General features: G+C 35.6%; 11 protein-coding genes and 1 pseudogene. 1 reads left to right on the forward strand and 11 read right to left on the reverse strand.

Translation table 11 applies throughout. The features are described from left to right. Positions 1-99 precede the first annotated feature (99 nt). From ACSYSF_RS04065 to mutM, 9 genes are all read right to left on the reverse strand, one after another. On the reverse strand, positions 100-1,101 hold the full coding sequence (locus ACSYSF_RS04065) for a nucleoid-associated protein (protein ID WP_489868607.1): 1,002 nt from the start codon (positions 1,099-1,101) through the stop codon (positions 100-102). 48 nt (positions 1,102-1,149) lie between these two features. Further along, the gene (locus ACSYSF_RS04070) at positions 1,150-2,631 is read right to left on the reverse strand and encodes a HAMP domain-containing sensor histidine kinase (RefSeq protein ID WP_489868608.1); all 1,482 of its coding nucleotides are present in this window, start codon (positions 2,629-2,631) and stop codon (positions 1,150-1,152) included. A 15-nt stretch (positions 2,632-2,646) separates the two neighbouring features. After that, on the reverse strand, positions 2,647-3,336 hold the full coding sequence (locus ACSYSF_RS04075; RefSeq protein ID WP_489868609.1) for a response regulator transcription factor: 690 nt from the start codon (positions 3,334-3,336) through the stop codon (positions 2,647-2,649). Positions 3,337-3,426: 90 nt separating this feature from the next. Next, on the reverse strand, positions 3,427-4,203 hold the full coding sequence (locus tag ACSYSF_RS04080) for a YibE/F family protein (RefSeq protein ID WP_489868610.1): 777 nt from the start codon (positions 4,201-4,203) through the stop codon (positions 3,427-3,429). Continuing rightward, the gene (locus ACSYSF_RS04085) at positions 4,204-5,319 is read right to left on the reverse strand and encodes a YibE/F family protein (protein ID WP_489868611.1); all 1,116 of its coding nucleotides are present in this window, start codon (positions 5,317-5,319) and stop codon (positions 4,204-4,206) included. Beyond that, positions 5,319-6,299 carry a primosomal protein DnaI gene (gene dnaI / locus ACSYSF_RS04090; RefSeq protein ID WP_489868612.1) on the reverse strand — a complete coding sequence of 327 codons (981 nt, stop codon included), beginning with the start codon at positions 6,297-6,299 and terminating at the stop codon, positions 5,319-5,321. The genes ACSYSF_RS04085 and dnaI overlap by 1 nt, the downstream gene beginning before the upstream one ends. 3 nt (positions 6,300-6,302) lie before the next feature. Beyond that, on the reverse strand, positions 6,303-7,646 hold the full coding sequence (locus ACSYSF_RS04095) for a DnaD domain protein (RefSeq protein WP_489868613.1): 1,344 nt from the start codon (positions 7,644-7,646) through the stop codon (positions 6,303-6,305). Positions 7,647-7,674: 28 nt separating this feature from the next. Continuing rightward, the gene (coaE, locus tag ACSYSF_RS04100; protein ID WP_489868614.1) at positions 7,675-8,268 is read right to left on the reverse strand and encodes a dephospho-CoA kinase; all 594 of its coding nucleotides are present in this window, start codon (positions 8,266-8,268) and stop codon (positions 7,675-7,677) included. Beyond that, the gene (mutM, locus tag ACSYSF_RS04105) at positions 8,268-9,104 is read right to left on the reverse strand and encodes a DNA-formamidopyrimidine glycosylase (RefSeq protein WP_489868615.1); all 837 of its coding nucleotides are present in this window, start codon (positions 9,102-9,104) and stop codon (positions 8,268-8,270) included. Before mutM ends, coaE begins: the two co-directional genes overlap by 1 nt. Positions 9,105-9,394: 290 nt before the next feature. Between mutM and ACSYSF_RS04110 the strand changes: the two genes are divergently transcribed. Beyond that, a complete protein-coding gene (locus ACSYSF_RS04110; protein WP_489868616.1) occupies positions 9,395-9,736 on the forward strand; it encodes an MmcQ/YjbR family DNA-binding protein in 342 nt (113 codons plus the stop codon). Between the two features lie 52 nt (positions 9,737-9,788). Here the strand turns inward: ACSYSF_RS04110 and ACSYSF_RS04115 are convergent. Both ACSYSF_RS04115 and ACSYSF_RS04120 read right to left on the reverse strand, forming a co-directional pair. Then, positions 9,789-9,872, reverse strand: a pseudogene (locus ACSYSF_RS04115) (PhzF family phenazine biosynthesis protein); the annotation flags it as partial. A 141-nt stretch (positions 9,873-10,013) separates the two neighbouring features. After that, a complete protein-coding gene (locus ACSYSF_RS04120) occupies positions 10,014-11,981 on the reverse strand; it encodes a BspA family leucine-rich repeat surface protein (RefSeq protein ID WP_489868617.1) in 1,968 nt (655 codons plus the stop codon). Between the last annotated feature and the right edge of the window lie 30 nt (positions 11,982-12,011).

A 12,011-nucleotide genomic window follows, 5' to 3' on the forward strand; every position in this document is an offset into this window, starting at 1 on the left:
AGTATTTCTTCCTACCTATTTTCGTTTTTCAAGTAACAATTATAGCACGAAACATATCATATGCTATAAATCTTTATTTTCTCTAAAATATTAGTTGTTTTATGAGCTAAATTTATTAATAATTGATGCAATATCTTTAATTACTAATGACATTGTACCGTCTGGTTTATTAATAAATTCTACTTTACTCTTATCCTGATAAATATCCATTGGAATGGCAATTTCAATACCAGAATCTAGTTTAAATCTTTGCAAACGATACTTCTTCTCGATACGTTCTGTATTCGGCACAGCAATTTTATGATCCAATTGTTTTGTATCAACAATTTGCTGGTATGCTTCTTGCGCAGAAACATTACCTTTGAAAACCGATTCAGCAATGGCAGATGTCTTTATCTCACCATCATCTTGAACCGTATCAAAAATTGTATTTTGTGTATCTGCCAAAACTTCATGTTCAGGCATGTCAAATTTATTGGCAACTGATTTAACAGCTTGCTTAATAACTTGAATGTTATCCTTTGTTGAATTTTCTGGCTGAATTTTTAAGAACTTTTCAGAAAAGTAATTTGTCCGATGACCATCAATCAAGTATTTCTTTTCAACCAACATATATAAACCACTCATTAAGTTAATGATAATACCTTCATCAACTTTTTGTGTTGCAGGTGGTAGCACAGCTTGATTTAAAATTAAATTATTAATTAATTTATCGTCTTGATATTCAACCGCATGGGTATAGCGAGGCGTAAAGTTTAATTTTAAAATACTAAAGAAATCATCGGACCCTTCAGAATATTCAATAACCAATAAATCTCCTGCTGGAATGGCTTCACTTGGTGCAATAATTTCAAATAAGCTTTCCGCTAATGTTGTTGCTTTTTCTGCAAATGATTGCCCATTTTCATCAGAAATTTGTGCACTGATTGGATCACTATCAGTTAATTGACCAGTTTTATAATCGCTATTCTTGAACTTTTCAATTAGCTTTTCAATATATTCATGCAAATTAGGTTGATTTAAATCTAATTCATCTTGTGAGGCAATTAAATTGCCACTATTTTTGTCTAAAACGTGTAGAATAACGTGTTTGATAATCATATTATTTCCTTACAACAGAAAAGCAGGTACGAGCCCCTGCTTTTCTTCTTAGTTTTCTTCATCTTCATGTTTAATTGGTAATGTAATTCGGAAAATCGAACCTTGTCCAATTGCAGATTCTAACTGAATTTTACCACCATAGCCTTCAACAAGCTTTTGGGCAATACTCAATCCTAACCCATTACCACCTTGCTTACGCGAACGTGCTTTATCTACACGATAAAAACGATCAAAGACACGACTAGCATCTTCTGGACTAATACCTTCACCAAAATCTTGAACAGCTAATTCAACCAAATTACCTGAACGAGAAGCAGCAAAGTGAATTTCTTTACGCTCCTGACTATACTTAACCGCATTATCAGATAGAATAATCAAAATCTGTTCTAAATGGTCGCGATTCATATTTACAATTGTTGGGCCTTTTAAGTCATCATCAATCCAGAATTTAAAATCAGGATGAATCATCTTGAAGTTCGTATAGATACCGTTAATTAACTCTTTAGCATCAGTGTCACCTTCGCGGAAGGTCAATTCAACTTGATCAGCTCTCGTTAAATCTAGCATTTCAGAGACTAAGCCTTCCATACGACTAATCTCTGCTAACGAAGCTTTAATGGACTCATCTAAAATTTTCGGATCGTCTTTTCCCCAGCGATTTAATAGCTCCATGTGCCCTTTTACGATTGCAACAGGTGTTCGTAACTCATGGGAAACGTCCTCCACAAATTGGTGCTGCTGCAAAATAAAACGTTGCATGCGATCCAACATATCATTCAATAGATTAGCTAAATCAGTTAATTCATCCGGTTTGCGACCTTCAACATCTACACGCACTTGTGACTGTGGATCATGATTAATTGTATCAACAGTCTTTTTAACCTTGTCCATTGGACGTAAGAAGAATCCAGCTAACCAATAACCCCAAAGCGCAATCAAGAATAGGCCAAGTACTATTAGAATTGTAATGATGGCATAGATATGATTAAAGGTTTTATGATAAGCCGTTAAATGGTTTTCAATCACAACGTGACCAATCATTTTATCATTAGCATTTTGTAATTTTTGATGGCCAACGACCATTTTAGTGCCATTAACTCGCTCTACTCGCACACCATTTTTCTTAGTTTCCTGTAAAGGACTTGCCTTCTTGCCCGTTGGATAAACCGGCTTGCCAGACTTATCGTAAACACGGATTGTGTAATCTTTACTAGCAATTTGTTGTAGAACAGGATCATTAACTACTTTATCAAAATCTGTATCATTTGGCCGCAAAATTGCATTAACTTTATTAGGTAATAATTGTGAAGAATCAATGTCATGCAAACGCTCAGTAACAGCATTTAACGAACTGTTAACTTCCTGTTTTTCAGTTGTTATCATTTGTGTTGCAAATGCTTGCATCACAAACCATGTAAATATAATAAATATTAAAAAAACACCAGCAACAGATCCAAGTGCCCATTTCCATTTTAAAGAAAGGCCTTTTCGTTGTGGTGTTTTTTCAATAATGGATGATGGACTACCCATTAAAATTCCTCCAAATTACTGACGCATAACATATCCAGTACCGCGGACTGTTTGAATGTATGATGCTCTTGAATCAGGTTGATCAATCTTGTTACGAAGATAACGAATATAAACGTCAACAACGTTTGTTTCGATTTCAGAATCGTATCCCCAAACCTTCTTAAGTAATTCTTCACGTGATTGTACGACGTTGATATTTTCCATCAAAATCAAAAGCAATTCGTATTCACGCTTCGTTAAGTTAATAATTTCATTACCGCGGCGTGCAATACGGTTTTCTTTTTCAACAGTTAAATCACGATAACGAACGACACTTTGATGAGTACTGTGTTCTTCAGTCTCAATGTCAATACGACGCAACAAAGCACGTACACGTGCCAATAATTCTTCAATTGCAAATGGCTTTACAACGTAATCATCAGCACCATAATCCAACCCTGATACACGGTCAATGACAGAATCACGTGCCGTCATCATAATAATTGGTGTATTCTTTTCTTCACGCAATCGACGGGCGACTTCTAATCCACTTAATTCAGGTAACATTAAATCAAGCAAGATTAAGTCATAATCATTTGCTAAAGCAGAATCTAGACCATCACGCCCATTATCAGCAACATGGGTCTCATAACCCTCATGTTGTAATTCTAGCTCCACAAAACGAGCCAAATTTTCTTCATCTTCAATCACAAGCACACTGCTCATACGCTATACCTCTGGTTACTTTCTTACAAGATACGATATCATTTTACAAATGACATATTTGTATTAATCATACCATGACTTTCTCATAAATCATAGCTTTTCCCCATTACTATCGAGTTTTTGATGTTTTTGATAAATCAAAAAGATACCAATTGTGACTGGTAATGTGATTAAAACGCCTAATAGCGCATACAATAATGACAACATTGAGGACGTAAATAATTTTGCATTAATAATTTCACCAAAGCTATATTTTAATTTTCCAAATAGTACTGAAAGGCTCAAAAAATCAGCTAAAAAGCCAAACAAAACTGTATTAACAGCAGTTCCAATAATTTGTTGGCCAAGCGTTTGACCAACATTAATTAATTGTTTATTTGTTAAATTAGGTTGATCACTTAATATTTCACCAACACCGGTTGTAATTGCAACCGATGCTTCGGCAATTGCACCTAATGTTGCGAGTAATGCGGCAACAATTCCCAAAGTACCAAAATTAATATTAATCGCTAATGACAAGCCTTCTAAATCTTCAGAATTTTCCTCCGCGAAACCTTGCGCTACCGCAATATGTTCTGTTGGTAAAATAACTGCTAATAAGGCAAGCATGACAATAAAACTTGCGATTAATGAAATCGTCGTTGTTCGTTCGTCAGCACCCGCACTTAAAACTGTTACGGTCAATAAACATGCACCACCAATTAGTAATACCCAATATGGATTAAATTGGAAACTGATCAGCAACATCATGACAACTAAAATTGCAAAGCTAATCCAAAGACCAATGAAAGCACCAATTCCCTTTATACCACCAACAATTAGCATTAGGAAAAATAAAATAATTGATAAAAGCATTAAGACACTCATTTATATCTTTGCCTCCACTTTCTTTTGTCGCCACTTATGAAGCAACCATACCCAGAAAATACCTGCAGGTACGGTTAACACAATTCCAATGGCACTAATTAGCGTTTGTACCATCCCCAAAGAAATGTTCATGGTATAAGTAAAGCCCCAATTATTACCGTTTCGTAGATATAGCACGGCCATCGGAATTTGTTCAGCAATGAAAATTAGGAACAATGTATTACTCAAGGCCCCAAAGATTTCTTGACCGACATGTCGACCTGTAATTAACAGATCTTTCATACCAATATCAGGATGTTCACGCTCCAAACTAAAGAGTGTCGCAATCATATCGGTTGCTTCATCCATAACAGCTCCCAGCACACCAACTAAGGTCATGGCAAGAAACATAGGTTGCGGTAATTGGGTAATAAAGGACATTAATTCAAAATGCAGCCCTTTACCGTTCGTGACATTAAATACTAATAAGCCAATTAGCATGGCCAGTGTCGTTGATGTGATAACGGTTAATAACACTGTCCACGTTAAGCGATTCTTGATTCCCATCACAAACATTAAAGTAACGGTGGATGCAACTAAACTAAACAAGATAAAGAGCCAAAAAATATTAGCATCCTTGGTAATCAAGTTTAAATAAATGGTACCAATAAACAAGGCCACATTGACGATCAAGGAGACGGTCATAAAACCACCCACTTTTCCCATTAATATCAATAAAAGACCAACTACCAAAATTAAGATTGGCACCCAAAAACTATCACGCTTAAAGTTTTTCAGTCCCCAGGCATGTTCAGATCGCGCTAAAAAGATTTGATCATGTGCTTTTAATGGTTGTGTAATGGCTTCTGCCTCATCATAACTATTCACAAATGAGACAGTTTTACCTTTATTTTTAGAATTAAGTATTTTAACATGTACTTTTTGATGATGTTGTTTTACTTTATTGCCGTATTGGTCTTGAATCGTTTTAGATGAAACGGTTTTAGAAGAAGTCACTTCACCAACTGTATCTTGATACCAACTGGCATTATGTCGCAAAATAACAAAACTAACGACCATTAATATAAATACTAAAAGTAGTTTCCAAATAAAGTGAGTGATTTTCTTTTGTTGCATTAATCAAGCTCCCGACGATTCTTACCAGCCATCTGGACTTCTTTTGCTAAAAACTTGATACGTTGCATTAAACGTTCAGCCTTAACTGGTTCAGCACCATCTTTTGTACTGGTAAAGTGTTCCTTTTCTAATTGCTGCATTGAAAAATTAGATGTAAAGAAAGTTGTTAATTCATTCTGCATACGATATTCCAAGATAACGCCTAGCACGTCATCGCGGACCCATGCTGTTAATGATTCAGCACCGATATCATCAATGACCAAAATTGGTACGCGTTTGATAGTATTGATTTTATCTTGTGGTTGCTCATCAGTTCCGATTGCACTACGCACCTCTACAATAAAACTAGGTAAGTGAACTAAAGTAACTGGAATACCTTCTTGTGCTAACTCATTAGCCATTGCGCCCATTAAATGAGTTTTCCCAATACCGTAAGCGCCGTGAATGTATAGACCGCGATGATAATCATCAGGTGTTTTAATGTAATCTTCGATAAACTTCAAAACTCCGGTAAAAGCAGCTAAACGATCAGTATCGTCTTCTGAGAAATCATCTAAGCGCGCCTTATTAATCAATTTAGGCATACCAATCGACTTGACTAAGTGAGCTTGCATGCTCATCTGTTGGGCCAATCTAGTAGCTTCGTCAGGTTCATAAATAATAACGATACGACTTTCACTAACTTGTAAAGCTGGTGTATAACCTTGATGCACGACTTTCTTACCTGATTTGGCTTTTTGACGTTGTGAATAATATTCATACAAAACAGCAAAATCACGGTTGACAATGTCTCGCGACAATTTATCTTTGTTCGCATTAAAAAATTGACGTATCTCAGGATCACGAAATACTTCTTTCTTCAAAGAATCAAACCGTTTATTCAACTGCTTTTTATCCATAAAATCACGCAACGCTTCACCAACATTTACCGGTGCATCTGATGCTTTTGATTTATTATTTTTAAAATTTGATTCCCCCATCGTTTATGTCTCCTTTGGGTTATTTTGCTGACGGCGAGCACGCATAGCATTTAATGCTTCACGGGCCGACTTAGCATCTGATTGTGAAACCGACGTACCATGTTGGTTTTCCCAATCTGGTCGCGTTTCTTGTTTTAGTGGTTTACGTTGATTAGACCACTTTTTGTTTGATGAGTGTGTTGTTTGCGTTTGTTGCTTTTGATTACGACGTTGTAGATATTGTAGCGCACTAACCGCATCAGTAACACCATTTTGTGACCAATCATTCACAATCGTTTGTAATAATGTTTTATTCAAAGTTGTTCTTTTTTCAATAACCGTGATTTCATAAAGGATGATATTTAATACTTCAGGACTCACAATGTTCATCTGAGCGATATCAGATAAAGCTTTTATTTCATTATCAGCAACAAACCCATTGTTTTTCTGACGTAAGCTCTTTAAGAAATTCAACGGTGATGCTGACTGGGCAATAGCAATCATTTTAGATGCTGGATTGTCTTCCTTAATCACATTTTGTTCAACATGGGCTTTATCGTTTGAATCAACTGTTTGGGCACGGATTTGTGATTGTTGAAAATTTTTTGTCAGTTGTTGCTTAATAGCTGATAAATTAATTTTATTTTGCGGTGTGGTTGTTGCTTGAATAACACGCACTAACTCTAAATCTGTTAAGCCATATAGAGTTTTATCAATCATCAAATCGACTTCATTTTTTTGCAACATGCCATGGTCAATACCATATGACTTTAACATATCAGCCATTAAATTAATGTCTAATTTTTTAACTGCTTGACGAATATTTTTAGACAATGTCGTTTTATTATCTTCTTCCGCAAAGGGTGCTTGATTATGCTTGATAAAACTCTCTTGGCCCATTAAATCAAAAAATGTTTGCGAAACGTTTTTTCCAGGAATATCAATGTCTTCGGATTTTTCCTCACTGACCAAATCATTAAATAACTCATTCCCAAGATAATGATCTAACAAACTAGACAATAAGACATCTGATAAGAATGCATGAACCGTCATTGGCTGAAAAATTTGATACACCCACTGAGTTCCAAAATTCGTGGTCTGCTTGAATGTTTTTACCAGCCCCATTGCTTCTAATTTACTACGTGCAGCCAGGAAAGAATGCTGATTCATCGCCAATTGATCCAAAATATCAACATGGCGATGCTTAGGTTCAGCTGTTTCTCCCATGGTTGCCCATGCTAAATACAAAGTATAAGCATCACGGCCAATAATTGGAAGATAGACTTTAGTTAATGATCGGACAGACGTCATATCAATTAGTTCATCATAGACTAATCGATAACGTTGTTGATTTGAAAAATCTGCCATGAATCTCTTTCCTTTCTTATCTTATTATTTACGCTAATACGTGTTTAATAACTTGATCAACTTGTGCCAAAGTATCGTCAATTGAACCAGTATTATCAATAATATAATCAGCAAGTTTCTCTTTTACAGCTAAGGGCATTTGTGCATTAATGCGACTTTCAGCTTCAGCTTGCGTCAAATTATTACGAGCCATTAAACGTGCCAATTGCATGTCATGTGGTAAGGTCACTAACATCACAGCATCAGCACCAGCCACGTTATGATTTTCCAGTAGCAATGGAATATCTAAAATAACCAGTGGTGTATTTTTATTGGCTAAGTCAGCCAGTTGGTCATCCATCATTTGCTGAATACGGGGATGCGTAATGTCATTCAACTTTTGCAAAGCTATTTCATTATTAAAAACGATTTGTCCTAATGCTTTACGATTAAGTGTTTTATCTGCTTGTAAAATATCTTCACCAAAATAATCCACAATTTCCGTTAAACCTGGTGTTCCGGGTTCCACTACTAAACGGGCAATTTTATCGGCATCTAATACTGGAATGTCCTTTGAGCTTAAATAATTAGAAATTGTTGATTTACCGGTGGCAATACCACCAGTGAGACCTAATTTAAACATTATTTTGTCCTTTCAATTTGGCATACTGGACAGTAAGTCGTGCCACGTTGCGCAACTTTCGTTTTAATTAAAGGCGTCCCACAACGTAAACAAGGTTCACCAACACGACCATATACTTGTAATTCATTTTGGAATTCACCGGCACTACCAAATACATTCGTAAAACTATGAACAGTTGTACCATGATGTTCGGTGGCTCGTGCTAATTCATGAATAATATTCTCACGTAATGCAGCCAGTTCCTCTTTCGTAATGAGATTGGCAGCTGTTAGAGGATGAATTTTGGTTTGCCAAAGGGTTTCATCTACATAAATGTTTCCCAAACCAGCAATATGATTTTGATTCAACAAAAATGGCTTAATATGCATCTTTGATTTACCAAATTCTTTAACCATATAATCCAATTTCAAATCTTCTTCTGTTGGTTCAGGACCAATTGTTGCCAAGCCTGCAACAGTCATCACCTTATCGTTTGGTACGATATGCATACGACCAAATTTACGTGTATCACGATAGAATAAATCCACACCGTCATCTAAATGAAAAGTCACCAAATCATGCTTACCCGGCTCTGTGCCAGCCGGTACAGTATAATATGAACCTTCCATTCGTAAATGTGAGACCATAGTAATATCATTCGTAAAACGAAATAATAAATATTTACCACGGCGATCAATTTTAATGATGGTTTGGTTACTGAGGGCATCATTAAATTCTTGTGGGGTTAATCCACCAACAGTCTTTTCCCATCTAACTTCTGTGCTTTGTACAGTCCGTCCAGCAACTAAATTTGTAAGGCCACGACGAACAGTTTCAACTTCTGGTAGCTCTGGCATATCTCTTGTAAACCTCTTTGTATCAATATTTTTAATTTTTATGTGTTACTTCATTTGTAGTTAGTTTATTAAAAACTACAAATAATATTTTTATTCACGTGTGTCATTCTTTATTTATTATACTATCTTATCTGAAACATGAAAAAAAGCCTACTAAGTTATGTAGTAAAACATAAACTAGTAGGCTTAATTTTATAAAAAATTATATGACACGCTCCTTAACCACTTAAACAACATATAATAGTGATATCCAATACCTGAATCACATTTAAATAAAAAGGAAGTATGTAATGAATCGGCAAACGTTAATTAATCTAGTTAAAGAAACAACAAATTCTTTTGAAGACTATCCTTTTAGCAGCAAAAATAGTCGCAATAAAACAATTACAACAGTTATGAGACAAACATCTAACAGAAAGATGATTGCCTTAATTCTTGAAAAGGATGGTGAATTAATCATTGTCCTTAAACTAGAACCACAACACGGGGAACTTATGCGCAATCGTGAAGGTGTTTACCCTGGTTATCATATGAATAAAAGTCACTGGAACACAATCGCTGTCAATAAAACGGATGTTTCAAAAAATGAGTTAATAAATATGATCAGAGAATCAGACAAATTAACACAATAATCTCGTTTTGACTTAATTCATCTGTACTCATATTAAACAATTAGTTGTATCGTTGATCCATAAAAACAACGCCTGCTTTATTACCACCGGTTTGATTTTTACTAAAAGCACTGGCTACGTATACATTTATATCCATTATATAATTTCCTTATTGAAAATTAATATTATAATAACACTTACAAAACAGTTGGCTTGATTTCTTGTGGAGTCAAGTCTCAGAAACTATGAGATCTCATTATGGTACATGTCTCAAACCATTGAGTAGCACTTCAATTACTTATTTTGACTGCTTCCACTTAGACTTAAGCAATACTAAACCACTGCTAAGTAAAACTACGGCAACTACTAATAAACTATAAATATCTTTATGATTTTTAATATTATTTGCCATCTTAACGGCTGTTTTGGGTAAACTTGTTGGTGCATCATTTTTGGTCGGTCCAACTGGCTTTTTCATTTCTGAAAGCGTTGATTGATTAGTATCATTAGTTTTTACTGAACTCAAAATAGGGCTAGTTATCGTATTGTGATGCGTAGTACTGCCATTATCGCTGTTTGGCTTACTGATTGATACATTAATATTTGATGAACTGCTATTATTTGATGAAGACGTAGTTGGCATGTTGATATCATTTGATGAGATATCACTGCTTGCAGAACTACTATTGTCAGATGATGTTGCACTCGATGAGCTAACGTCACTTGAGGATGTGTCATTGCTTGCAGAACTGCTACTATCAGATGACGATTCACTCGATGAGTTCACATCACTTGAGGATGTGTCATTGCTTGCAGAACTGCTACTATCAGATGACGATTCACTCGATGAGTTCACATCACTTGAGGATGTGTCATTGCTTGCAGAACTGCTACTATCAGATGACGATGTACTTGATGAGTTCACATCACTTGAGGATGTGTCATTGCTTGCAGAACTGCTACTATCAGATGACGATTCACTCGATGAGCTCACATCACTTGATGATGTATTGATACTTGCAGAACTACTACTCTCAGAAGACGTTGCACTTGACGATGTATCACTACCTGCTGCACCTGAATCAGTCTTAATCTTTTGCCAAACATAAGTCCCTGGTTTATTAAAATCACTTAATAAAGCACTTGATGTATAAGTCGGACCATCAACTACAGCATTTCCTGTTGCATCTTTTGTATATATCCATTTACCTGTATATTGATCATCACTCGGAACATCTGGTAGATTTACTGCCGGAGAAAATTTACTTTTATTCCCTAAAACTAGCTCTTGTAATCCTGTTCCGCCAAACATAAGTCCCATATCCTTAATATGAGAGGTATCCCAGTTGTTAAGATCTAATTTACGTAGGTGTGATGCACCGTTAAACATTCTAAAAGTATTGGTAACTTTTGAAGTATTCCAATTGCTTACATCCAGGGCAGTAAGGTTTGATGCGCCATAAAACATACTATGCATATCTATAATTTGTGAGGTGTCCCACTTACTTACATCTAATGTGGTCAAATTTGATGCATAACAAAACATTCTAAAAGAGTTAATAACTTTTGATGTATTCCAATTGCTTACATCCAATGTTTTTAAACTTGATGTTCCTTCAAACATCTTAGATGTATCCGTAAGTTTAGCTGTATCCCATCTACTTACATCTAATGTAGCTAGGCTCGATGCGTCTCTGAACATTTCATCCATATTTGTGACATTTGAAGTATCCCAATTACTGACATCTAACGCACTCAGACTCGATGCATTACGAAAAAGTTCACTCATATATTTGACATGTGACGTATCCCAGTTGCTAACATCTAATTTTTTTAAACTTGATGCATTACCAAACATGTTAAACATACTCGTAACTTGTGAAGTATCTAACTTGTCGCTACCATCAATACTAATGATTGAACTATTTGCAAATAAATTATCACTATTGGCTGGCAGTGTAACTTTATCTTTAATCACAATATGTTTTACATTATCACCTACCCCATCATGTAGATCACTAGCATTAGGCCAGGGTGTTTTTTTGGGCGCACCGCCTTGTCCACCTTCAAGAGTGATTGTGCTTGTTGTTGGATCAAAAATCCAATTACAAGTTCCCCACGTCCCAGATTGCACATCAGTATCATTTGATTGCGATTTTATTTGATTTTGTGGTGTTGCGTCTGCATACGTTGTACTTGATGTCAATGGATTATAAACCATTACTGACACACTCGTCAGTAAAAGTAGTGCTAAATCTCTCTTCATGTGCCATCCCTCGATTGTGTTCTATAATTT

The organism is Weissella sp. ESL1139 (assembly GCF_058506735.1).

Coding starts and splice junctions, on each gene's coding strand:
- ACSYSF_RS04080 (WP_489868610.1), bottom strand. CDS start 4,203: ATGAGTGTCTTAATGCTTTTATCAATTATTTTATTTTTCCTAATGCTA.
- mutM (WP_489868615.1), bottom strand. CDS start 9,104: ATGCCAGAGCTACCAGAAGTTGAAACTGTTCGTCGTGGCCTTACAAAT.
- ACSYSF_RS04110 (WP_489868616.1), top strand. CDS start 9,395: ATGAATCGGCAAACGTTAATTAATCTAGTTAAAGAAACAACAAATTCT.
- ACSYSF_RS04120 (WP_489868617.1), bottom strand. CDS start 11,981: ATGAAGAGAGATTTAGCACTACTTTTACTGACGAGTGTGTCAGTAATG.
- coaE (WP_489868614.1), bottom strand. CDS start 8,268: ATGTTTAAATTAGGTCTCACTGGTGGTATTGCCACCGGTAAATCAACA.
- ACSYSF_RS04095 (WP_489868613.1), bottom strand. CDS start 7,646: ATGGCAGATTTTTCAAATCAACAACGTTATCGATTAGTCTATGATGAA.
- ACSYSF_RS04085 (WP_489868611.1), bottom strand. CDS start 5,319: ATGCAACAAAAGAAAATCACTCACTTTATTTGGAAACTACTTTTAGTA.
- ACSYSF_RS04070 (WP_489868608.1), bottom strand. CDS start 2,631: ATGGGTAGTCCATCATCCATTATTGAAAAAACACCACAACGAAAAGGC.
- dnaI (WP_489868612.1), bottom strand. CDS start 6,299: ATGGGGGAATCAAATTTTAAAAATAATAAATCAAAAGCATCAGATGCA.
- ACSYSF_RS04065 (WP_489868607.1), bottom strand. CDS start 1,101: ATGATTATCAAACACGTTATTCTACACGTTTTAGACAAAAATAGTGGC.
- ACSYSF_RS04075 (WP_489868609.1), bottom strand. CDS start 3,336: ATGAGCAGTGTGCTTGTGATTGAAGATGAAGAAAATTTGGCTCGTTTT.